The following is a 22,612-nucleotide window of genomic DNA, read 5'->3' on the forward strand; positions in this document are numbered from 1 at the left end:
GCAGGGGGGCGATCAATGCGCCTCTAGAAGTGGGTCGAGCGCGCGAACGTGTTCGACCTGCCAGCCAAGCGGTACCACGTCGCCGACCGCGAGCGCGGGATCGAGCTCGGCAATCGGTTGTTTCACAAAGAAGTCGGTCTTGCCGCAGACTTCCAGGCGAACCCGGACGTGGTCGCCCAGATAGATGAATTCCGCCACCCTCCCTGAGAAGCGGTTGACGCAGGACTCGCTGGAACCATTGAGGCTCACGCGTTCCGGGCGAATCGATAGCGTGACGGGTTCGCCGGTCTTGCCGACGTTGACGGCCAGGGCTTCAACTTTTTCCCCTCGGCCAAGTTCCACAATGCAGCGGTCGCCGGTATGGCTGTGCAAGCGGCCATTGAGGCGGTTGTTCTCACCGATGAAGTTGGCGACGAAGGTATTTTTTGGCTCTTCGTAAAGGGTGCGCGGCGCGGCGATCTGCTGGATCTCGCCCTGGTGGAACACCGCCACACGGTCGGACATGGTCAGGGCTTCGCCCTGGTCGTGGGTCACGTAGACCACGGTCACGCCCAAACGCTGGTGCAGGTGCTTGATTTCCATCTGCATGTGTTCGCGCAGTTGCTTGTCGAGTGCACCGAGGGGTTCGTCCATCAGCACCAGCTGCGGCTCGAACACCAGCGCCCGGGCCAACGCCACACGCTGCTGCTGACCGCCGGACAGTTGGGCCGGATAACGCTGGGCGAAGGTGTCGAGTTGCACCATGCTCAGGACACGCTTGACCCGGTCACTGACGTCGCTCTTGTTCAAGCCGCGCACGGTCAGCGGGAACGCGAGGTTCTCGGCGACCGTCATGTGCGGGAACAACGCGTAGTTCTGGAACACCATGCCGATGTCACGCTTATGCGGCGGCACGTTGTTGATGGAACGCCCGGCCAGCTGGATTTCGCCTGCGGTCGGTGTTTCGAAACCGGCGAGCATCATCAGGCTGGTGGTCTTGCCGGAGCCGGACGGCCCGAGCAGGGTGAGGAATTCGCCTTTGCGAATTTCCAGGTTGAGGTCTTTGACGATCAGGTTCTCGCCGTCGTAGCTTTTCTGCACTCCACGAAAGCTGACCAGAATGTCACTGGTCCCTGCGTTTGAATCGACCTGGCTCATACCCACACCTTTGTTGTTGATGACTGCTGTGGACTAAGCCTAGTGGACGCTGCCGACCACGCAAATCGGGGCGCAGGAGAGAATGGCCTCAGCAGAATGGAAGGTTGGGGGTAGGGATTGCCCTACAAGGATGGCGCGTTTTGGCAAACGCAGCGGCAAGCTGTCAGCTGCGAGCCACGAGAACAGGCAAACGGGGTGATTGAGCCTGTCGTAAATGGACATGCCACCACGATTCCTGTGGGAGCGGGCTTGCTCGCGAAAGCGGTGTGTCAGGCAATATTAATGTCGACTGACACGGCCCCTTCGCGAGCAAGCCCGCTCCCACATTGGACGGTGGCAGGGCTTAGAGGAGTTTGTGTTCCATCGCGTACTTCACCAGTTCCGCCAGGGAGGTGATGTTGAGTTTCTGCATCAGCCGCGCCTTGTGGGTGCTGATGGTTTTGCTGCTCAAGGCCAGTTGCTGGGCAATGTCGTTGACGTTGGCGCCCTGGGCCAGGCGCTCGAACACCGAGAATTCTCGCTCCGACAGCAAGGAGTGCAACGGTCGCGAATCGGTCAGGCCGACTTCGAAGACCATGCGGTCGGCCAGGTCCGGGTCGATGTAACGCCCACCCGCCGCGACTTTGCGGATCGCCGTCAGCAACAGTGCAGGATCGCTGTCCTTGGTCGCGTAGCCCGCCGCGCCCACCTTCAGCGCCCGGGCGGCCATTTGCGCTTCGTCGTGCATCGACAGCACCAGGATCGCCGGCGGATTGTTCAGCGCACGAATCCGTGGAATCGCCTCCAGGCCATTGACCCCCGGCATGGAGATATCCAGCAACACCACTTCGCAGGGCACATGACGCAAGGTCTCGAGCAACTGCTCGCCATTGCTCGCCTCCCCCACCACCAACAGGTCCTTGGCCAGGCCGATCAGTTGCTTGATCCCTTCGCGGACGATGGTGTGGTCTTCAGCTACCAGTACACGGATCACGTTCTTCTCCAGATTCAAGATTTCGCGAGCAAGCCCGCTTCCACATTAAACCGCGATCAAATGTGGGAGCGGGCTTGCTCGCGAAGGCGTCGGCGCAAACAACTCAAAAACATCAGGCCCCATCCAACGGCACTCGCACACTCAGGGTCGTGCCCTCCCCCGGTTCACTCTCAAGCGTCAACTGCCCGCCCATGATCAACACCCGTTCACGCATGCCGACCACCCCAAAGGATGTCGACCGACCGGTGGAAGCGACGAATCCTACGCCATCATCGCTGACGGTCAGACACAACTCGTCGCCTTCCAGCGTCAGTGTCAGCTCGACAGTATGCGCCTGGGCATGGCGCATGACATTGGTCAGCGCTTCCTGAAGGATCCGGAACAAGCCAATGGCCTTGGCATCACTGAGCACCGGCAAGTTATCCGGCACCTGCACCAGACACGGAATCTGCGTGCGCGCCTCGAATCGTCGGGCCTGCCATTCAATTGCCGAGGCGATCCCTGCATCGAGAATCGGTGGCCGCAGCGCCGTGGCCACATCACGCACCAGTTGGAACAACTGAGCGATCAAGCGCTTCATGCTGTTCAAGCGCTCATTCAGGCCGGGGTCGAGTTGCGCGTAGGCCAGTTCGCACATGGACGTTTCCAGCTTGAGCACGGTCAACATCTGACCCAGCTCGTCGTGAACTTCCCGGGCGATCCGTGCCTTTTCCTCTTCCCGCACGCTTTCCAGGTGCGCCGACAATTCACGCAGTTGCTCCCGGGAACTGGCCAGCTCCAGTTCGATGCGCTTGCTCTCGCTGATGTCCCAGACGATCCCGTCCCAGACATACGCACCGTCTTCGAGTCGCCGGGTAATCGCCTTGATCTCGGCCCAACGCTGTTCGCCTGAACGGGTGAGAATCCGCCCTTGCCACGACCAGTCGCTGTCGGTATCCAGCGCATGATCCTGGGTTTGGTGATAGCTGGCCTTGTCGTCCGGATGCACCAGGCTGCGCAAGCCTTTGTCGCGATGGGCGAGGGTCGCGGGCGAGTAACCCGAGAGACTTTCGCTGCCTTCACTGATGTAGGCAAAATCAATCTGCCCCGTCACCGGCGCCCGTTCCAGACGAAAGACCAATCCGGGCACGTTGGCGGCGATCCCTTGCAGCCGCGCTTCGCTTTCCTGCAACGCCGCCAAAGCGCGACGGCGCTCGGTGACATCGTTGAGGTAGACCACCAGGTATTCGCCATCGCGAAACCGCAGGAAGCTCAGCGATACATCCGCCGGCAGAATGCTGCCATCGGCCCGCACACAATTGGTTTCGAAACTTTGCGGGCCCTCTTCGCTGGCCCGCGCGCGTTTCCACAGGTTCAGCCAACGGTCCATGTGCAAGCCGGGTTCGAAGTCGATCAACGGCCGATCGATGATTCCGCCCGCCGGATAACCGAGCATGGTTTCGGCGGCGCGGTTGGCGTAGCGCACATGGCTGTCCCAGTTGACCCAGAGGATGCCGACGGTGCTCTGATCGATGGAAAACTGCGTCAGGCGCAAGGCCTCTTCGCTGGCGGTACGCAAGGCTATGTCTTGCCGCGCCTCCAGCAATCGTTGCTCCAGACTGTGCTGTTGCCGACGCTGCCAGAACACGATGGCCATGCTGCTCAGGGTCAACACCAGCAACAGCAGGCAAAGGTTTTGCCAGAAACCGGGGGATTCGGTCAGCCGCGGGTATTTGGGTTGCAACCATTGGTTGTGCAGTTGTTCCAGGTCCTTGGCTGGGATTGCCCGCAAGGCGTTTTCGACAATGCCGGCCAGCTCTGGCCAGTCCCGCCGAGTGGCGACGCGCAGCAGTTGCGGCAGGCCAATGTCGCCGACGACCAAAAGCCCAGAGAACTCCGGCTCGATGGACAGGCGCCCCAATTGCGCCTCATCGACCACGGCGTAACTCGCCTGCTGACTGAGCAGCAACTGCAAGGCCTGGCGCTCGATCGGTACGCCTTGCAGGTTCAGGTGCGGATAGTTGCTACGCAGGTAATCGGCGGTGGCACTGGGCATGCGCACGGCGACGCGGGTCTGGCTGTCGAGTTTTTCCAGCTCAACCACGCCGGCGCTTTTCTGGTCGCTGACCACCAGTTGCGGCACCCGCATGTACGGATCGGAAAACTGCCAGAGCCGCAGGCCTCCGGGGGTTTGGGTCAGCCCCGGGGCAATGTCGATTTCACCGTCGCGCGCAGCGGCTTCCAGGTGTGCAAGGTCGGGGAAATTGCGCCAGCTCAGCTCGACCTTGAGTGCCTTGGCCAGCCATTTCATCAGCTCGACGTTCACCCCGGACAGGCGCTGCAAACGGCGGTCGTATTGGGCAAAGGGCGCTTGCAACACCAGTCCGACCCTCAATTCGTCATGCTGCGCCAGCCATTGCTGCTGGCCCGCGGACAATTGTGCGACGTGCGTCGGTGGCACGGCGGCCGCCCAACCCATCAAGGGAAACCATAAACAGCCGATAACCCACAGGCAGCGAAAACGCATCATCGAAATCTCACACACTGACAAATACTGACCAACCCATTAGGCTGCCGGAATAACTTCTGGCCTGGAATATCCGATGCCCCCTGTCTACCGCCTGGCACTGCCAGCATTGTGCCTGTCGCTGATCCTGCCTTGCGCGTTTTCTGTCGAAGCAGCCGTCGAGGCGGCTGACTCAGCGCCTGCCACAGAAGAAAAACCCGTCGAGCGTCAGCCGCTGCTTGAGCGTAGTCAGGAAGAATCGACAGCACTTGAGCGAAAAATCCCCGTTCAAGAACAGCAACAACTCCAAGCCGGCGCCGACACGTTCCTGGCCTTGTGGAAACCGGCCAATACCGCCGAACCCAAAGGCGCGGTGATTATCATCCCTGGCGCCGGTGAAACCGTTGACTGGCCGCAAGCAATCGGGCCATTGCGCCGTAAATTGCCGGACGCCCAATGGAGCAGCCTGAGTATCACCTTGCCGGACCTGCAAAGCGATGCCATCGCGCCACGGGTCGTGGAAATGCCGCCAACGCTCAAAGCGCCGGAAACCGGCAGCAAGGACTCGACCACGGCCGCCCCCATTGAACAAGCGGCCGGCGGTGAAGCAGAAGTGGCCGACAAGGCCATCGCTGAAACCACCGAGGAACAATCAAAGGCCGACGCCGAACGCATCTTTTCTCGCATTGATGCAGCCATTGCCTACGCCGAACAGCAAAGTGCTCGCAGCATCGTGGTGCTGGGTCACGGCACTGGCGCTTACTGGGCTGCACGGTATTTGAGCGAGAAGCAGCCATCGCAAGTGGAGAAGTTCGTGATGGTCGCGGCGCAGACGCCCGCCACCGCGAAACCCGAACTGGTCGAGCTGACGCCGACCTTGAAGTTGCCCACTGCGGACATCTTCTACATGGACAAGCCGCTGGATCGCACTTTGGCCCTGGAGCGCTTGCAAGCCAGCAAGCGGTTGAAGGTTTCAGGCTTTAGTCAGGTGTCGCTCAAGGCATTGCCTGATACCAAAGCGGAGCAGGAACAGCTGTTTCGTCGGGTGCGTGGCTGGTTGAATCCTCAGCCTGCGGCGGACTGATAGACCGCGTCGCTCCCTTCGCGAGCAAGCCCGCTCCCACATTTGATCTCGGCCGCACACAAAATCTATGCCCACTGAAGATCTAATGTGGGAGCGGGCTTGCTCGCGAAGGCGGCCTCACAGGCACAACAACACTGCCCGGCTAGCGAAAATCCCGCCGCTGACGAATCAACGTATAGGCATTGTGCAATTCGCGAGTCTTGTCAGTCGCCTCTCGAACCTGCAACGCCGACGCACCGCTGCCAGCAATTTTGTCCGGGTGATGCCGACTGAGCAGGCGCCGGTACGCCCGCTTGATCTGCGCCGGCTCACTGGTGGCGGACACGCCCAAAAGCCGCAAGGCGTCCTGATAGGTTGCAACACTGTTGCCCAACCCGCGTTTCTGCGGTTCATAGTCGGTCGCCAGGGCCTGCACCTGTTGCGGCGTCCAGCCCAACCATTTACCCCACTGCACAATCAGCTCGCGCTCACGGCCACCGGCGCGACCATCGGCCCAGACCATCCGCCAGCAGGCGCGTAAAACGCCTTCGGCCGCATGAGGCTGAGCACTCAAGCGCCGCAGGTAACCGCGCAGCCGGTCATGACCTGACTTGCCGCGATTGAACGCGGCAATCGCCCGGCGCTGGGCCGACTCGGTCATTTCCAGCGAACGCATCTCCTGGCGGGCCTGCTGGATGTGGCCATCCACCACCCGCCCATCGCACTTGGCCAACCGGCCCAACAACACGAACAGCAATTCGTCGTTGCGCAACACCGGACGACCGCCGAGTTTTTCGCGCAAGTGCGCCCAACTCTGCAGGTTCAAACGCCGATCCAGCGCTTGTCCCAGCAACGCGCCAAGCATGGCCCCCGGAATGCTGGCTATGGCAAAGCCTGCTCCGGCTCCAATCAGAGTCCCTGGCCAAAGCATGTCAGCGGCTCGCTTCTATGAGGGCTTCAACTTCAGCGAGGCGTTCATGAGTGCCGACATCCACCCAATGCCCATTCAAATGCTCGCCAGACACTTGTCCTTGCGCCATCGCTGCGCGCAACAACGGCGCCAGTTTGAACGCCCCGGCAGAGCAACCGTCGAACAGTTGCGGGTGCAGCACCGCGATACCGCTGTAGGTCAAGGTTGCGCCGCCCGGCTGACCGTCGCGCACCTGCCCGTCGTTCAGGCCGAAATCTCCCGTCGGGTGATGCGCAGGGTTGTCGGCCAGCACCAGATGGGCCAGGCCGGCGATGGGCTGATGCAACACGCTGAAGTCGTAGTCGGTCCAGATGTCACCGTTGACCACCACAAAGGCCTCCTCGCCCAACAACGGCAACGCGCGGAAAATCCCGCCGCCGGTTTCCAGCGGCTCACCTTCCGGCGAGTACTGAATGCTCACGCCATAACGCGCGCCGTCGCCCAGATAATCCTCGATCTGCTGGCCGAGCCAGGCATGGTTGATCACGATCTCGGTAAAACCGGCGGCGGCCAGCGCACGCAGGTGATACTCGATCAGCGGCACCCCGCCTGCGCGAACCAGCGGTTTTGGCGTGGTCAGGGTCAGCGGGCGCATGCGCTCGCCTTTGCCGGCCGCCAGAATCATTGCCTTCATGCATTCGCTCCGGCACGCAGACTCAACAGCAACACATCCAGCTCGGCCAATTCAGGACGGCGGGCGATCACTGCCTCTATATAGGCAAAGAAGCGCGGCACATCGGCCAGGTAACGCGGCTTGCCGTCGCGGTGGCAGATGCGGGCGAAGATGCCGATGACTTTCAGGTGACGCTGCACCCCCATCAGGTCGCTGGCGCGCAGGAAGTCTTCGAAGTCTGGCTGAACCGGAATGCCCAGGGCGCCGGCTTGCTGGCAGTAGTTTTCCAGCCAACCGTAAACGCGCTCTTCCGGCCAGCTGAGGAAGGCATCCTTGAACAGGCAAGTGACGTCGTAGGTTACGGGGCCATAGACCGCGTCCTGGAAATCCAGCACACCAGGATTGGGCTCACTGAGCATCAGGTTGCGCGGCATGTAGTCGCGATGCACCAGCACTTTCGGCTGCGCCAGGGCACTGTCGATCAACAGGTCAGTGACGTTCTGCCAGAGCATTTGCTGCGCCGGGTCGAACTCGATACCCAACTCGCGCTTCACGTACCACTCAGGGAACAATTCCAGCTCGCGCCGCAGCAATGCCACGTCATAACTCGGCAGCGGCGCGACCATCGGCAACTGCTGAAAAGCCAGCAGTGCTTGCAGGGCATCCTCGAACAAATCGTCGGCGTTTTCGCTGTCGATTACATCGAGATAAGTCTGATTGCCCAGGTCATTGAGCAAAAGAAAACCACGTTCGAGGTCCTCGGCATAAATTTTCGGCACATTTATTCCGGATTTCGCCAGCAAAAAAGCGATATCCACGAAGGGTTTGCAGTTTTCCTGGGGCGGCGGCGCGTCCATTACGACGAAGCTTCTGCCCTCGCCTTCCCAGCGGAAATAGCGCCGAAAACTCGCGTCGCTACTGGCCGCGGTCAACGTGGCCGGGGGTACGACGCCCCAGCCTTGCTCTGCAAAGAGGATCGCCAACTGCTCATCGAGCCAAACTTTCAGGTGTTGCAAACGTACATCTTGGTCAGGCATTGCAAGGGTCTCCGACGGCGCTAGCCGTCAAGCGGGTCATGCTTTATTATCCAGCATCTTTTTCAGACCATCGAGAGGCGTGCGGCCCACACCGCGGGCAGATGGCACGCAGGAAGCCCGGACTAATAAGATGGCATTGAAATCCCCCGCGTTTCGTAAAAAATTTCCGTTGTTGGTTACCGGCAGTCTGCTGGCCCTGCAACCTCTAGCCACTTCATTCGTGGTCGCCGCGGAACAGTATGACTGCTCAGTCTCTGCTTCGGGTGCCTGGGACTGTGCGCCAAAATCTCCAGCAGCTGCGCTGCCACCTCGCCCCGTCCATGACGGCAGCGCGGTCAGCTCGGGCGGCGAGCCTGCGACCGAGAGCGGCTCCAGCGAAGACACCGGCGCCAAACCTGTACTCGTCACCGAGTCCAAGGGCCGCGGCCTGAAGTCGCGTAGTGCAGACTACAGCCACCTCGACTGGGTTCCGCGCGAGAACCTCACTGCAGCGCAATTGGCCGAAACCGGTCCTTACTGCTCTGGTTCCTATATCGAACCGATTCGTCCTGGCATGAATGACAAGACGAACAAAAGTGACGCTCCGACCTTCCTCGGTGCCAAGGCCTCCCGCTACAAGCAGGATGAGCAGGTCGCCACCCTGGCCGGTGACGTGGTCATGCGTCAGGGCAGCATGCAGGTCGAAGCCGACGAAGCGAACCTCTACCAGGCCGAGAGCCGTGGCGAACTGAGCGGCAACGTGCGTGTTCGCGACAACGGCGCGCTGATCGTGGGCGACCACGCCGACGTGCAACTCGACACCGGTGAAGCCAAGATCGACAACGCCGAATACGTGATGCACAAATCACGCATCCGCGGTAACGCGCTGTACGCCAAACGTGCCGAGAACGCGATCATCCGCCTCAAGGATGGTACGTACACCACGTGCGAGCCGAACAGCAACGCCTGGCAGCTCAAGGGCAACAACATCACCTTGAACCCGGCCACCGGCTTCGGTACCGCGACCAACGTGACACTGCGGGTCAAGGACATTCCTGTCCTGTACACGCCGTACATCTACTTCCCGATCGACGACCGTCGCCAGTCGGGCTTCCTGCCGCCGACCATCGGCACCGGCAGCGATACCGGCTTCATGCTGGTGACCCCGTACTACTTCAACCTGGCACCGAACTACGATGCCACGTTGTACCCACGCTACATGGGCAAGCGCGGCTTGTTGATGGAAGGCGAGTTCCGCTACCTGACCCAATCCAGTGAAGGTCAGTTCGGCGCCGCATACCTCAACGACGAAGATAACGAGCGCAGCAAGCAAAGCGACTACGACAAAACCCGCTACATGTACAACTGGCAGCACAAGGGTGGTCTGGATTCGCGGGTATTCACTCAGGTCGATTACACCAACATCAGCGATCCGTATTACTTCCAGGATCTGCAAACCGATCAGATTGGCGTGAAAAGTGCCGACTACGTGAATCAGCAAGGTTCGGTCAGCTATCGCGGCGACGATTACACCGCACGTATCAACGCCCAGGCTTATCAGCTGGCGACCGTGTCGAACATCACGCCGTATGACCGTTTGCCGCAGATCACCTTCGACGGTGCGCTGCCGTACCATCCGGGTGGCCTGGATTTCAAGTACAACACTGAAATCGTACGGTTTGACCGGGATCTGCAAAACGGTAACTACACCGACGAAGACGGCAACGTATCTCCACGGCTCGACACCAACGTTCAAGGTCTGGCGCGCGCCAACGGCGACCGTCTCAACCTGGCGCCAGTCGTAAGCCTGCCGCTGAACTGGACGTATGGTTTCCTTAAGCCATCGCTCAAGTACCAGTACACGCAGTATCAACTGGATCTGGACAGCATCGGTAAAAGCCAGGTTGCAGCACAGACCGCGGAACAGGACAAGCTCAACGGCACATTCGGCACCAATCAGAGCCGTGGCGTCCCGATCGCAAGCATCGACAGCGGCCTGTACTTCGATCGCAACACCACCTGGTTCGGCAAGAACTATCGCCAGACCCTGGAACCGCGCCTGTTCTACCTCTATGTCCCTGAGAAAGACCAGGAAGACATTCCGGTATTCGACACCGGCGAGTACACCTTCAACTACGCGTCGCTGTTCCGTGACAACCGTTTCTCCGGCTCCGACCGTGTCGGCGACGAGAACAAACTGTCCCTGGGCGTGACCAACCGCTGGATCGAAGACAACGGCTTCGAACGTCAACGCATCAGCGTCGGCCAGGCCTTGTACTTCAAGGACCGTGAAGTCCAGTTGCCGGGTATCGATGCCAAAACCCGCGACGATGCGCATGCCAATGTTTCGCCTTATGCGCTGGAATACGAATACCGCTGGAACCGCGATTGGCGCACCACGGCCGATTACAACTGGGACCCGGACAGCCGCAGCCCACGCTCGGGCAGCGCGATGTTCCACTACCAGCCTGAAGACAACCCGAACAAGGTCATCAACGCCGGCTATCGCTATCGCAATGACCAGATCCGTTACGACCAGACCACTGGTAAATGGCAAGTGGGTGGTGGTGACTACGGCACCCCGGGCACGCCTGGCTACGTGAAGGATTACTACAAAATCGAACAGCACGACTTCTCGGTGATCTGGCCGATCGTGCCGCAATGGAACGCCATCAGCCGCTGGCAGTATGACTACAACCGCAACCGTACCCTGGAAGCCTTCGGTGGTTTCGAGTACGACAACTGCTGCTGGAAACTGCGCCTGATCAACCGTTACTGGGTTTCCTACGACGAATTCAGTCAGGAAGCTCCGCAAAACGAAAAAGGCGACCATGGCGTCTTCCTCCAAATTGTTCTGAAGGGACTCGGCGGCCTCACCGGCGCCAAAGTAGAGAGCTTCCTCGACAAAGGCATTCAAGGTTATCGTGAACGTGAAGACCAAGCTTTCTGATTGTCTGCGCCCGCTGATGCTGGGCGCGCTGTTCCTGGGTACTGCGGCCAACGCCGCGGTACAGTCCATCGATAAAGTAGTGGCCATCGTCGACAACGACGTGGTCATGCAGAGCCAACTGGACCAACGCGTTCATGAAGTTCAGCAAACCATCGCCAAACGCGGTGCTGCCGTGCCGCCGGCCGGCGTACTGGATCAGCAGGTACTTGAGCGTCTGATCGTCGAAAACCTGCAATTGCAGATCGGCGAGCGTTCCGGTATCCGCATCACCGATGAAGAACTGAACCAGGCTGTCGGCACCATTGCCCAGCGCAACAACATGACGGTGGATCAATTCCGCGCCGCCCTGACTCGCGACGGTCTGTCTTATGAAGATGCGCGTGACCAGATTCGCCGTGAAATGGTCATCAGCCGCGTGCGTCAGCGCCGTGTGGCCGAGCGCATCCAGGTCTCCGAGCAGGAAGTGAAGAACTTCCTCGCTTCCGACCTTGGCAAAATGCAGTTGTCCGAAGAGTTCCGCCTGGCCAACATCCTGATTCCTACGCCGGAAAGCGCCAACTCCGACGCGATTCAGAATGCCGCCAAGCAAGCAGATGCGGTGTACCAGCAGCTCAAGCAAGGCGCTGACTTCGGTCAGTTGGCAATCGCCAAATCCGCCAGCGAAACCGCTCTGGAAGGCGGCGACATGGGCTGGCGTAAAGCCGCTCAATTGCCACCTCCGTTCGATCGCATGCTGGGCACCATGGCAGTCGGCGACATTACTCAACCGATGCGCACACCGGGCGGCTTCATTATCCTGAAGATCCTCGACAAGCGTGGCGGTGAGACCCAGGTGCGCGACGAAGTGCATGTGCGTCATATCCTGGTCAAGCCGAGCCCGATTCGCGACGAAGCAAAAACCAAAGCGCTGGCCGAATCCCTCTACACCCGTATCGAATCGGGCGAAGACTTCGGCGAACTGGCGAAAAGCTACTCGGAAGATCCGGGCTCCGCGCTCAACGGCGGCGACCTGAACTGGATCGACCCGAATGCACTGGTGCCCGAGTTCCGCGAAGTGATGGCCAAGACCCCTCAAGGCAAGCTGTCCAAGCCGTTCCAGACCCAATATGGCTGGCACGTCCTGGAAGTCCTTGGGCGCCGCGCCACCGACAACACGACTCAAGCGCGTGAGCAGCAAGCCATGACCGTCTTGCGTAACCGCAAATACGACGAAGAGCTGCAAACCTGGCTGCGTCAGATCCGTGACGAAGCGTACGTAGAGATCAAACTCCCTGGTGCAGACCAGGCAACACAGTGAAACCCAAACGTTTCGCGCTGACACCCGGCGAACCGGCGGGCATAGGTCCTGACCTGTGCCTGCTGCTCGCCTCGCAAGCCCAGCCACATCCCCTGATTGCCATTACCAGCCGCGACCTGCTCCTTGAGCGGGCCGCGCAGCTGGGTGTGGTTGTCGATTTGCTGCCGGTAACCCCGGACCACTGGCCGGATGCACCCGCGCCAGCCAACAGCCTGTATGTCTGGGATACGCCGCTCAACGCCAAGGTCACCGCCGGGCAACTGGACAAGGCCAATGCGGCTTTCGTCCTGGAAACCCTGACCCGAGCGGGCCAAGGCTGCCTGGACGGGCACTTCGCCGGCATGATCACCGCCCCGGTGCACAAGGGCGTGATCAATGAATCCGGGATCGCCTTTTCCGGGCACACGGAATTTCTCGCCGACCTGACCCACACCGCGCAAGTGGTGATGATGCTCGCCACTCGCGGATTGCGCGTGGCCCTGGTCACCACTCACCTGCCCCTGCGCGAGATTGCCGATGCAATCACACCGGAGCGCCTGGAACGGGTCACGCGGATTCTGTACGCCGACCTGCAAGAAAAATTCGGCATCGCCCGGCCACGCATCCTCGTCTGCGGGCTCAACCCGCACGCCGGCGAAGGCGGACACCTGGGCCATGAAGAAATCGACATCATTGAACCTACATTAGAGCGCCTGCGCGGCGAGGGCATGGACCTTCGCGGCCCCCTGCCCGCCGACACTCTGTTTACCCCCAAATATCTGGAGCACTGCGACGCGGTGCTGGCGATGTACCACGACCAGGGCCTGCCCGTGCTGAAATACAAAGGCTTCGGCGCGGCAGTCAACGTGACCCTCGGCTTGCCGATCATCCGCACATCGGTCGACCACGGCACCGCCCTGGATCTGGCCGGCAGCGGCAAAATCGATACCGGCAGCCTGCAAGTCGCCCTGGAAACCGCCTACCAGATGGCCGAGACCCGTTTATGACCGAGCATTACCAACACAAGGCGCGCAAACGCTTTGGCCAAAACTTCCTGCACGATGCCGGCGTTATCGACCGCATCCTGCGTGCCATCCGCGCCAAGCCTGAAGATCACCTGCTGGAAATCGGTCCGGGCCAGGGCGCGCTGACCCAAGGCCTGCTCAACAGTGGCGCTCAGCTGGACGTGGTCGAGCTGGACAAGGATCTGGTCCCGATCCTCAATCAGCAGTTCGCCCACAAGAGCAACTTCAACCTGCATCAGGGTGATGCACTGAAGTTCGACTTCAACAGCCTGAACGCCGCGCCGAACACTCTGCGAGTGGTCGGCAACCTGCCGTACAACATCTCCACGCCGCTGATTTTCCATCTGTTGCATAACGCCAGCCTGATTCGCGACATGCACTTCATGCTGCAAAAGGAAGTGGTCGAGCGTCTGGCGGCCGGTCCCGGCGGTGGTGATTGGGGCCGTTTGTCGATCATGGTTCAGTATCACTGCCGGGTTGAGCACCTGTTCAACGTGGGTCCGGGCGCGTTCAATCCGCCGCCGAAAGTCGATTCCGCCATCGTCCGCCTGGTGCCGCACGCCGTATTGCCGCACCCGGCCAAGGATCACAAACTGCTGGAACGCGTCGTCCGCGAGGCCTTCAATCAGCGCCGCAAGACCCTGCGCAACACGCTCAAATTACTGCTGAGCAACGATGAAATCGAAGCTGCCGGCGTCGATGGCAGCCTGCGTCCCGAGCAGCTCGACCTGGCCGCTTTCGTGCGCCTGGCCGACAAGCTCAGCGAACAAGTCCTACAGACGCCTGCCGACATCTGACAGGCTTGAAGCGTTATCGGGTAGGACACCGGCCGTCATGTCTGGTTTACTACCCGATACTTGGCCTAGACTGAGTTCCATCAGCTACGCCCCGCGTCCCGCTTCGATTTTAAGGCCTCTTGCATGTCCGATCCTCGTTATCAGGTCGACGTCAGCGTCGTCACTCGCTATCTGGCAGAACAATCGCAACCCGAGCACGAACGCTTTGCCTTCGCTTACACCATTACCGTGCAAAACAATGGCGAGTTACCGGCCAAGTTGCTGTCACGGCATTGGGTCATCACCGACGGCGACGGGCATGTCGAGGAAGTACGCGGCGCCGGCGTTGTGGGTCAGCAACCGCTGATCGAGCCGGGCCAGAGCCATACCTACAGCAGCGGCACGGTCATGACCTCCAAGGTCGGCACGATGCAGGGCACTTACCAGATGGTCGCCGACGACGGTCAACACTTCGACGCTGTCATCGCACCCTTCCGGTTGGCGGTGCCCGGAGCCTTGCACTGATGGCGACGTATGCTGTCGGTGACTTGCAAGGTTGCCTTGAAGCGCTGCAATGCCTGCTTAAAAAAGTCGCCTTCGATCCGGCAAAGGATCGGCTGTGGCTGGTGGGCGATCTGGTCAATCGCGGCCCGCAGTCCCTGGAAACCTTGCGCTTCCTCTATAGCATCCGCGAATCGCTGGTGTGCGTACTCGGCAACCATGACCTTCACTTGCTGGCCGCCGGGAATAACATCGAACGCCTGAAGAAAGCCGACACCCTGCGCGAAATTATCGAAGCGCCCGATTGCGCCGAGCTGTTGGAATGGCTGCGTCAGCAAAAACTCATGCACTACGACGAGCAACGTAACGTGGCCCTGGTGCATGCCGGCATTCCGCCGCAATGGTCGCTGCGCAAAGCCCTGAAATGCGCCGCCGAGGTCGAGGCTGCCCTGCGCGATGACAACCTGCTCCCGCCCTACCTCGATGGCATGTACGGCAACGAACCGGCGAAATGGGACAGCGACCTCACAGGCGTGCCACGTCTGCGGGTGATCACCAACTATTTCACTCGCATGCGCTTCTGCACCGCCGAAGGCAAGCTTGACCTCAAGAGCAAGGAAGGCCTCGACTCTGCGCCGCCGGGTTACAAACCCTGGTTCCAGCACAAGGAGCGCAAGACCAAAGGCCTGAAGATCATCTTCGGTCATTGGGCCGCGCTGGAAGGCAAAGTCCTGGAGCCGGGCATCTCGGCCCTCGACACCGGTTGCGTCTGGGGCGGCGCCCTGACCCTGATGAACGTCGACAGCTTTGAGCGCCTGTCCTGCAAATGCGACGAGCATGGCCACGCTGCCGTGCCACCAGTCGCCCCACAAATGTCCGAACAATCGTCAGTCAACGCCCCGCGCTAGACTGCGCTTTCAGCCGAGCCACAGGAGCCCGCCATGAGCGAATTCAAACGTATCCCCCCGGAACAGGCCCAGGCCCTGCGCGAACAAGGCGCAGTGGTGGTCGACGTCCGCGACCCTGCCACTTATGCCGCGCTGCACATCAGCGGTTCGAAGCATCTGGACAACGTTTCCATCTCGGATTTCATCCGTGCCGCCGACCTTGATGCACCGACGGTAGTGGTCTGCTATCACGGCAATTCAAGCCAGAGTGCGGCGGCGTACCTGATCAGCCAGGGCTTCTCCGACGTCTACAGCATGGATGGCGGTTTCGAACTGTGGCGTACGATTTATCCTTCGGAAACGGCGCAAGGCACCTCCGAATAATTTTTTTGTAACACGCGAGGCCCCGGCCGCCGCGGGCTAGCGCGGTGGCAGACGAACGGTCTGCCACAACTAATTACGTATCTCGCCTTTACCTCCCGAATAAGCAACTATCCTTAAGCGCAGGCCATCCAAAACAGGGGAGAGCCGGTACACCGGCGCGCGGGTCATCGGGAGTAGCTTTCGAGGCGGTACGCTTTGAAAGGGTTCTGGGGGGTAAACAGCAATCGCATATCCGGTTGCTGCCAGCATCGACTGACTGATCCGGCGTCGGCTCCACGTATCGAGCGAGGTGACGTCATGAGTATCTTTAGCCACTTCCAACAACGCTTCGAGTCCACACGCCAGGAAGAACTCTCGCTGCAAGAGTATCTTGAGCTGTGTAAACAGGACCGCAGCGCCTACGCCTCCGCCGCCGAGCGTCTGCTGCTGGCCATCGGAGAACCGGAGCTGCTCGACACCTCGACCAACTCGAGACTGTCGCGAATCTTTTCCAACAAGGTGATCCGCCGCTATCCGGCCTTTGAAGACTTCCACGGGATGGAAGAATGCATCGACCAGATCGTGTCGTATTTCCGCCATGCCGCTCAGGGCCTGGAAGAGAAGAAACAAATCCTCTACCTGCTCGGCCCCGTCGGTGGCGGTAAATCATCCCTGGCCGAGAAGCTGAAACAGCTGATCGAGAAAGTGCCCTTCTACGCGATCAAGGGCTCGCCGGTATTCGAATCGCCTCTGGGTCTGTTCAACGCCACCGAAGATGGCGCGATCCTCGAGGAAGACTTCGGCATCCCGCGGCGCTACCTCAACACCATCATGTCGCCATGGGCCACCAAACGCCTGGCCGAGTTCGGCGGCGACATCAGCCAGTTCCGCGTGGTGAAACTCTATCCGTCGATCCTTAATCAGATCGCCGTGGCCAAAACCGAGCCGGGAGATGAAAACAACCAGGACATCTCGGCACTGGTGGGCAAGGTCGATATCCGCAAACTGGAAGAATTCCCGCAAAACGACGCCGACGCCTACAGCTACTCGGGCGCACTGTGCCGGGCCAACCAGGGCCTGATGGAATTCGTCGAAATGTTCAAAGCGCCGATCAAGGTGCTGCACCCATTGCTGACCGCCACCCAGGAAGGCAACTACAACAGTACCGAAGGCCTGGGGGCGATTCCGTTCACCGGGATCCTGCTGGCCCACTCCAACGAATCGGAATGGCACACCTTCCGCAACAACAAGAACAACGAAGCGTTCATCGACCGGATCTACATCGTCAAAGTGCCGTACTGCCTGCGGGTCAGCGACGAAGTGAAGATCTACGACAAGCTCTTGTTCAACAGTTCGCTGGCCAAGGCTCACTGCGCGCCTGACACCTTGAAGATGCTTGCCCAGTTCACCGTGCTCTCGCGCCTCAAAGAGCCGGAAAACTCCAACATCTATTCCAAGATGCGCGTGTATGACGGCGAAAACCTCAAGGACACCGATCCGAAAGCCAAGTCGATCCAGGAATACCGCGACAACGCCGGTGTCGACGAAGGCATGAACGGTCTTTCGACCCGCTTTGCGTTCAAGATTCTGTCGAAAGTCTTCAACTTCGATCCGCACGAAATCGCCGCCAACCCGGTGCACCTGCTCTACGTGCTGGAACAACAGATCGAACAGGAACAGTTCCAGGCCGAGACCCGCGAACGCTATCTGCGCTTCCTCAAGGAGTACCTGGCACCGCGTTATATCGAATTCATCGGCAAGGAGATCCAGACCGCCTACCTCGAGTCTTACAGCGAGTACGGCCAGAACATCTTCGATCGCTACGTGCTGTACGCAGACTTCTGGATCCAGGACCAGGAATACCGCGACCCGGAAACCGGCGAAATCCTCAACCGCGTAGCACTGAACGAAGAACTGGAGAAAATCGAAAAACCGGCCGGCATCAGCAATCCGAAGGATTTCCGCAACGAAATCGTCAACTTCGTACTGCGCGCCCGGGCCAACAACAACGGCAAGAACCCAACCTGGCTCAGCTACGAAAAACTGCGGGTGGTCATCGAGAAGAAAATGTTCTCCAACACCGAGGACCTGCTGCCGGTCATCAGCTTCAACGCCAAGGCCAGCAAAGAGGACCAGCAGAAGCACAACGACTTCGTCACACGGATGGTCGAGCGGGGCTACACCGACAAACAGGTACGACTGCTGTCCGAGTGGTACCTGCGCGTCAGAAAATCACAGTAACCCGCTGCCGGTCAGACCGGTTGTCGTCAGCCAGAGGCCTGTGTACGCTTTTTCTGTTACACAGACCTCTGGAAGGTGTTCGAAAGTCGGTAGCGAGGTTCAGGCAGCATCCAAAAGCGCTTGGGGGAGCGTGAACATCCCTTGGCACCGGTCCGATGCTGCATAACCGCTCGCCCCTTTCAGGACAGCTTCTAAGGAGCAGTCATGAGCTATGTGATCGACCGACGTCTCAATGGCAAGAACAAGAGCACGGTGAACCGTCAGCGGTTTCTGCGGCGTTACCGTGATCACATCAAGAAGGCCGTCGAAGAGGCGGTCAGTCGGCGTTCCATTACCGACATGGAACACGGCGAACAGATCAGCATTCCCGGTCGCGACATCGATGAGCCGGTGCTTCACCACGGTCGCGGTGGCAAGCAGACCGTCGTGCATCCAGGCAACAAGGAATTCACCAGCGGCGAGCACATCGCCCGTCCGCCCGGAGGTGGCGGTGGCCGAGGCCCGGGCAAGGCCGGTAACTCGGGCGAAGGGATGGACGAATTCGTCTTCCAGATCACCCAGGAGGAATTTCTCGAATTCATGTTCGAGGACCTCGAACTGCCGAACCTGGTCAAGCGCAACCTGACTGGCACCGACACCTTCAAGACCGTTCGCGCAGGCATCAGCAACGAGGGCAACCCGTCGCGGATCAACATCATCCGCACCTTGCGCTCGGCCCATGCACGGCGAATCGCCCTGTCCGGCAGCAGCCGGGCGAAATTGCGTGAAGCCAAGGAAGAACTCCTGCGACTGAAGCAGGAAGAGCCGGACAACTTCGGCGATATTCAGGAAATCGAGGCGGAAATCGAAAAACTCAGTGCGCGCATCCATCGCGTACCGTTTCTCGACACTTTCGACCTCAAGTACAACCTGCTCATCAAGCAGCCCAACCCCAGTTCCAAAGCGGTGATGTTCTGCCTGATGGACGTGTCCGGCTCAATGACCCAGGCGACCAAGGACATCGCCAAGCGGTTCTTTATCTTGCTGTACCTGTTCCTCAAGCGTAACTACGACAAGATCGACGTCGTGTTCATCCGGCACCACACCAGCGCCCGCGAAGTGGATGAGGAAGAGTTTTTCTACTCCCGGGAAACCGGTGGCACCATCGTTTCCAGCGCATTGAAACTGATGCAGGAGATCATGGCCGAGCGCTATCCAAGCAATGAGTGGAACATCTATGCCGCCCAGGCCTCCGACGGCGACAACTGGAACGACGACTCGCCGATTTGCCGCGACATCCTGATCAACCAGATCATGCCGTTCGTGCAGTACTACACTTACGTTGAGATCACCCCGCGCGAACACCAGGCCTTGTGGTTCGAGTACGAACGCATCGCTGAAGCTTTTTCTGACACTTTTGCCCAGCAACAACTGGTCTCGGCCGGGGATATCTATCCGGTCTTCCGTGAACTCTTCCAGCGCAGGTTAGTGACATGACCGCCAAAGAGCAGAAGCGCCAACCCATTTCCACCGGCTCAGAATGGACGTTCGAGCTGATCCAGGCCTACGACAAAGAAATCAGTCGCCTGGCGGCTCGTTATGCCCTGGACACCTATCCCAACCAGATTGAAGTGATCACCGCCGAGCAGATGATGGACGCGTATGCCTCCGTCGGCATGCCGCTGGGTTATCACCATTGGTCCTACGGCAAACACTTCCTCAGCACCGAGAAATCCTACTCGCGCGGCCAGATGGGGCTGGCCTACGAGATCGTGATCAACTCGGACCCGTGCATTGCCTATCTGATGGAAGAAAACACCATCTGCATGCAAGCGCTGGTCGTGGCCCATGCCTGCTATGGGCACAACAGCTTTTTCAAAGGCAATTACCTGTTCCGCACCTGGACGGATGCCAGTTCGATCATCGACTACCTGGTGTTCGCCAAGCAGTACATCATGCAATGCGAAGAGCGCCACGGCATCGACGCGGTAGAGGATTTGCTCGATTCCTGCCACGCCCTGATGAATTACGGGGTCGACCGTTACAAACGTCCGTATCCGATTTCCGCGGAAGAAGAACGCCGTCGGCAGAAGGATCGGGAAGAGCATTTGCAGAAGCAGATCAACGATCTGTGGCGGACCATTCCGAAAGGCGCGGACAAATACAGCGACAAGGACAACGCACGCTTCCCCGCCGAACCTCAGGAAAACATCCTGTACTTCATCGAAAAACATGCGCCACTGTTGGAACCCTGGCAGCGCGAAATCGTGCGGATCGTGCGCAAGATTGCGCAGTATTTCTACCCGCAACGCCAGACTCAGGTGATGAACGAAGGCTGGGCCACGTTCTGGCACTACACCTTGATGAACGACCTGTATGACGAAGGCCTGGTAACCGACGGCTTCATGATGGAGTTCCTGACGTCCCACACCAGCGTGGTCTATCAACCCGGCTTCGACAGCCCGTACTACAGCGGCATCAACCCCTACACCCTGGGTTTTGCCATGTACCGGGACATCCGGCGCATGTGCGAACACCCGACCGAAGAGGACTATCGCTGGTTCCCTGAAATTGCCGGCACCGACTGGCTGTCGAGCATCAAGTTCGCCATGAGCAGCTTCAAGGATGAGAGTTTCATCCTGCAGTACCTGTCACCGCAGGTGATCCGCGACCTGAAGTTGTTCAGCATTCTCGATGACGACCAGAAGGACGATTTGCTGGTCCCGGCGATTCATGATGAAGGAGGCTACCGCATCATTCGTGAAACCCTGGCCGCACAGTACAACCTGGGCAATCGCGAACCCAACGTGCAGATTTACAGTATCGACCGGCGCGGCGATCGCTCCCTGACTTTGCGTCACCAGCAACACGACCGCAAACCACTGGGCGAGTCCACCGAGGAAGTGCTCAAACACCTGCACCGGCTCTGGGGCTTCGATATTCACCTGGAAACCCTGCAAGGCGACCAAGTGATGAAAACCCAACATGTACCGCCCAGAGGCGAACACGCTGAAGGCGATTACGGCCGACTGGACCTGGCTGTCATTCATCTTTGATCCTGTTTGTGCCTCCGGAAGTTCGACGCAAAGGTTATTCTGTCGAGCTAACGGAGGTTTTTTATGCGGATTTATAAAGTTGGCGGTGCGGTTCGCGATCGCCTGCTGGGCAAACCTGTCACCGATATCGATTGGGTCGTGGTCGGCGCCACCACCGAAGAAATGCTCGCCAAGGGCTTTCGTCCGGTCGGCGCAGACTTCCCGGTGTTTCTTCATCCAAAAAGCGGTGAGGAATACGCCCTCGCCCGTACCGAGCGCAAAAGCGGCCGCGGTTACGGCGGCTTCACCTTTCACGCCAGCCCCGAAGTCACCCTCGAAGAAGACCTGATCCGTCGCGACCTGACGATCAATGCGATGGCCGAAGACGATCAGCAAAACCTGACCGATCCCTATCACGGCCAGCGCGACCTCGAAGCGCGCCTGCTTCGCCACGTTTCCCCCGCATTCGCCGAAGATCCGCTCAGGGTTCTACGCGTTGCGCGCTTTGCGGCGCGTTATGCCGAAATGGGTTTTACCGTGGCACCCGAAACCCTGGAGCTGATGCGCCAACTCAGTGAGTCAGGCGAACTGGAGGCGTTGACCGCTGAACGCAGCTGGAAAGAAATCTCCCGCGCCTTGATGGAAGATCAGCCCCAGGTATTCATTGAAGTACTGCGTGAATGCGGCGCGCTCAAGGTGTTGATGCCGGAAGTTGATGCGTTGTTCGGTGTACCGCAACCGGAAGCTCATCACCCGGAAATCGACACCGGCGTACACACCCTGAGCGTGCTGGAACAAGCGGCGCTGCATAAACAACCGCTGACCGTACGCTGGGCTTGCTTGCTGCATGACTTGGGCAAAGGCCTGACACCCAAGGAGGAATGGCCGCGGCACATTGCTCACGAACACACGGGCTTGAAACTGATCAAAGCGGTCAATGAACGCTTCAAGGCGCCGAAGGATTGCCAGGAACTGGCGCTGCTGGTGGGCAAATATCACACCCACGGCCATCGCGCCCTGGAACTGAAGGCGTCGACTTTGCTGGAGTTGCTGCAGAGCTTCGACGTTTACCGTCGACCGCAGCGGTTCGAAGAATTTATCGCGGCGTGCGAGATGGACGCGCGTGGGCGCAAAGGCCTGGAGCAGCGAAGTTATCCACAGGCGGATTATTTGCGCGGGGCAGCGTCTGCGGCTCGCAGCGTGGCGGTTCAGCCGTTGCTGGAGAAGGGATTCAAAGGGCCGGAGTTGGGCGAGGCGATCAAACGCGAGCGGCTCAAGGCTTTGAAAGCTTACAAAGAGGCGTCATCCGCCTGAAAAGCTTC

18 protein-coding genes are annotated in these 22,612 nt (G+C 59.6%); 12 read left to right on the forward strand and 6 right to left on the reverse strand.

Features of this window, described 5'->3' with window-relative positions:
* Nucleotides 1–12: 12 nt before the first annotated feature.
* From ACA057_RS28660 to ACA057_RS28670, 3 genes are all read right to left on the reverse strand, one after another.
* Nucleotides 13–1,137 (reverse strand): ABC transporter ATP-binding protein, encoded by a 1,125-nt coding sequence (locus tag ACA057_RS28660; RefSeq protein WP_497344157.1) that lies wholly within the window; start codon nucleotides 1,135–1,137, stop codon nucleotides 13–15.
* 343 nt (nucleotides 1,138–1,480) lie between these two features.
* Complete coding sequence (locus ACA057_RS28665; RefSeq protein ID WP_003210977.1) at nucleotides 1,481–2,110, reverse strand: response regulator; 630 nt, start codon at nucleotides 2,108–2,110, stop codon at nucleotides 1,481–1,483.
* 112 nt (nucleotides 2,111–2,222) lie between these two features.
* Nucleotides 2,223–4,619, reverse strand: coding sequence for a PAS domain-containing sensor histidine kinase (locus ACA057_RS28670; RefSeq protein ID WP_497344159.1), 2,397 nt, complete (start codon nucleotides 4,617–4,619; stop codon nucleotides 2,223–2,225).
* A 73-nt stretch (nucleotides 4,620–4,692) separates the two neighbouring features.
* On the opposite strand from ACA057_RS28670, the gene ACA057_RS28675 reads away from it, so the two are divergent.
* On the forward strand, nucleotides 4,693–5,679 hold the full coding sequence (locus ACA057_RS28675) for an alpha/beta hydrolase family protein (RefSeq protein WP_497344161.1): 987 nt from the start codon (nucleotides 4,693–4,695) through the stop codon (nucleotides 5,677–5,679).
* A gap of 142 nt (nucleotides 5,680–5,821) precedes the next feature.
* Here ACA057_RS28675 and ACA057_RS28680 read toward each other — a convergent pair whose 3' ends face one another.
* Genes ACA057_RS28680 through ACA057_RS28690 form a run of 3 tightly spaced genes read right to left on the reverse strand, consistent with a single transcriptional unit; the run spans nucleotide 5,822 to nucleotide 8,278 of the window.
* A complete protein-coding gene (locus ACA057_RS28680; RefSeq protein WP_497344163.1) occupies nucleotides 5,822–6,589 on the reverse strand; it encodes a TerB family tellurite resistance protein in 768 nt (255 codons plus the stop codon).
* 1 nt (nucleotide 6,590) lies between these two features.
* Nucleotides 6,591–7,262: an N-acetylmuramate alpha-1-phosphate uridylyltransferase MurU gene (murU, locus tag ACA057_RS28685; RefSeq protein WP_497344165.1), complete on the reverse strand. Its 672-nt coding sequence runs from the start codon at nucleotides 7,260–7,262 to the stop codon at nucleotides 6,591–6,593.
* Nucleotides 7,259–8,278 carry an aminoglycoside phosphotransferase family protein gene (locus tag ACA057_RS28690; RefSeq protein ID WP_497344167.1) on the reverse strand — a complete coding sequence of 340 codons (1,020 nt, stop codon included), beginning with the start codon at nucleotides 8,276–8,278 and terminating at the stop codon, nucleotides 7,259–7,261. The genes murU and ACA057_RS28690 overlap by 4 nt, the downstream gene beginning before the upstream one ends.
* 130 nt (nucleotides 8,279–8,408) lie before the next feature.
* On the opposite strand from ACA057_RS28690, the gene ACA057_RS28695 reads away from it, so the two are divergent.
* From ACA057_RS28695 to ACA057_RS28745, 11 genes are all read left to right on the forward strand, one after another.
* A complete protein-coding gene (locus tag ACA057_RS28695) occupies nucleotides 8,409–11,207 on the forward strand; it encodes an LPS-assembly protein LptD (RefSeq protein WP_497344169.1) in 2,799 nt (932 codons plus the stop codon).
* Nucleotides 11,188–12,504: a peptidylprolyl isomerase SurA gene (surA, locus tag ACA057_RS28700; RefSeq protein WP_497344171.1), complete on the forward strand. Its 1,317-nt coding sequence runs from the start codon at nucleotides 11,188–11,190 to the stop codon at nucleotides 12,502–12,504. The genes ACA057_RS28695 and surA overlap by 20 nt, the downstream gene beginning before the upstream one ends.
* Nucleotides 12,501–13,490, forward strand: a complete 990-nt coding sequence (pdxA, locus tag ACA057_RS28705; protein WP_497344173.1) for a 4-hydroxythreonine-4-phosphate dehydrogenase PdxA — start codon at nucleotides 12,501–12,503, stop codon at nucleotides 13,488–13,490. Before surA ends, pdxA begins: the two co-directional genes overlap by 4 nt.
* Nucleotides 13,487–14,305 carry a 16S rRNA (adenine(1518)-N(6)/adenine(1519)-N(6))-dimethyltransferase RsmA gene (rsmA, locus tag ACA057_RS28710; protein WP_497344175.1) on the forward strand — a complete coding sequence of 273 codons (819 nt, stop codon included), beginning with the start codon at nucleotides 13,487–13,489 and terminating at the stop codon, nucleotides 14,303–14,305. The genes pdxA and rsmA overlap by 4 nt, the downstream gene beginning before the upstream one ends.
* A gap of 123 nt (nucleotides 14,306–14,428) precedes the next feature.
* Complete coding sequence (gene apaG / locus ACA057_RS28715) at nucleotides 14,429–14,809, forward strand: Co2+/Mg2+ efflux facilitator ApaG/CorD (protein WP_401363526.1); 381 nt, start codon at nucleotides 14,429–14,431, stop codon at nucleotides 14,807–14,809.
* Nucleotides 14,809–15,693 carry a symmetrical bis(5'-nucleosyl)-tetraphosphatase gene (locus ACA057_RS28720; RefSeq protein ID WP_497344177.1) on the forward strand — a complete coding sequence of 295 codons (885 nt, stop codon included), beginning with the start codon at nucleotides 14,809–14,811 and terminating at the stop codon, nucleotides 15,691–15,693. The genes apaG and ACA057_RS28720 overlap by 1 nt, the downstream gene beginning before the upstream one ends.
* A 33-nt stretch (nucleotides 15,694–15,726) precedes the next feature.
* Nucleotides 15,727–16,056 (forward strand): thiosulfate sulfurtransferase GlpE, encoded by a 330-nt coding sequence (glpE, locus tag ACA057_RS28725; RefSeq protein ID WP_497344179.1) that lies wholly within the window; start codon nucleotides 15,727–15,729, stop codon nucleotides 16,054–16,056.
* 297 nt (nucleotides 16,057–16,353) lie between these two features.
* The gene (locus tag ACA057_RS28730; protein WP_059407387.1) at nucleotides 16,354–18,276 is read left to right on the forward strand and encodes a PrkA family serine protein kinase; all 1,923 of its coding nucleotides are present in this window, start codon (nucleotides 16,354–16,356) and stop codon (nucleotides 18,274–18,276) included.
* A 204-nt stretch (nucleotides 18,277–18,480) separates the two neighbouring features.
* Nucleotides 18,481–19,752 (forward strand): YeaH/YhbH family protein, encoded by a 1,272-nt coding sequence (locus ACA057_RS28735; RefSeq protein WP_007980218.1) that lies wholly within the window; start codon nucleotides 18,481–18,483, stop codon nucleotides 19,750–19,752.
* Nucleotides 19,749–21,311, forward strand: a complete 1,563-nt coding sequence (locus tag ACA057_RS28740; RefSeq protein WP_497344182.1) for a SpoVR family protein — start codon at nucleotides 19,749–19,751, stop codon at nucleotides 21,309–21,311. Before ACA057_RS28735 ends, ACA057_RS28740 begins: the two co-directional genes overlap by 4 nt.
* 63 nt (nucleotides 21,312–21,374) lie before the next feature.
* Nucleotides 21,375–22,604, forward strand: a complete 1,230-nt coding sequence (locus tag ACA057_RS28745; protein ID WP_497344184.1) for a multifunctional CCA addition/repair protein — start codon at nucleotides 21,375–21,377, stop codon at nucleotides 22,602–22,604.
* Nucleotides 22,605–22,612: the final 8 nt, after the last annotated feature.

It is taken from the genome of Pseudomonas sp. LBUM1661 (genome assembly GCF_059695925.1).

Coding starts and splice junctions, on each gene's coding strand:
- ACA057_RS28660 (WP_497344157.1), bottom strand. CDS start 1,137: ATGAGCCAGGTCGATTCAAACGCAGGGACCAGTGACATTCTGGTCAGC.
- ACA057_RS28670 (WP_497344159.1), bottom strand. CDS start 4,619: ATGATGCGTTTTCGCTGCCTGTGGGTTATCGGCTGTTTATGGTTTCCC.
- ACA057_RS28675 (WP_497344161.1), top strand. CDS start 4,693: ATGCCCCCTGTCTACCGCCTGGCACTGCCAGCATTGTGCCTGTCGCTG.
- ACA057_RS28680 (WP_497344163.1), bottom strand. CDS start 6,589: ATGCTTTGGCCAGGGACTCTGATTGGAGCCGGAGCAGGCTTTGCCATA.
- murU (WP_497344165.1), bottom strand. CDS start 7,262: ATGAAGGCAATGATTCTGGCGGCCGGCAAAGGCGAGCGCATGCGCCCG.
- ACA057_RS28690 (WP_497344167.1), bottom strand. CDS start 8,278: ATGCCTGACCAAGATGTACGTTTGCAACACCTGAAAGTTTGGCTCGAT.
- ACA057_RS28695 (WP_497344169.1), top strand. CDS start 8,409: ATGGCATTGAAATCCCCCGCGTTTCGTAAAAAATTTCCGTTGTTGGTT.
- rsmA (WP_497344175.1), top strand. CDS start 13,487: ATGACCGAGCATTACCAACACAAGGCGCGCAAACGCTTTGGCCAAAAC.
- apaG (WP_401363526.1), top strand. CDS start 14,429: ATGTCCGATCCTCGTTATCAGGTCGACGTCAGCGTCGTCACTCGCTAT.
- ACA057_RS28720 (WP_497344177.1), top strand. CDS start 14,809: ATGGCGACGTATGCTGTCGGTGACTTGCAAGGTTGCCTTGAAGCGCTG.
- glpE (WP_497344179.1), top strand. CDS start 15,727: ATGAGCGAATTCAAACGTATCCCCCCGGAACAGGCCCAGGCCCTGCGC.
- ACA057_RS28730 (WP_059407387.1), top strand. CDS start 16,354: ATGAGTATCTTTAGCCACTTCCAACAACGCTTCGAGTCCACACGCCAG.
- ACA057_RS28735 (WP_007980218.1), top strand. CDS start 18,481: ATGAGCTATGTGATCGACCGACGTCTCAATGGCAAGAACAAGAGCACG.
- ACA057_RS28740 (WP_497344182.1), top strand. CDS start 19,749: ATGACCGCCAAAGAGCAGAAGCGCCAACCCATTTCCACCGGCTCAGAA.
- ACA057_RS28745 (WP_497344184.1), top strand. CDS start 21,375: ATGCGGATTTATAAAGTTGGCGGTGCGGTTCGCGATCGCCTGCTGGGC.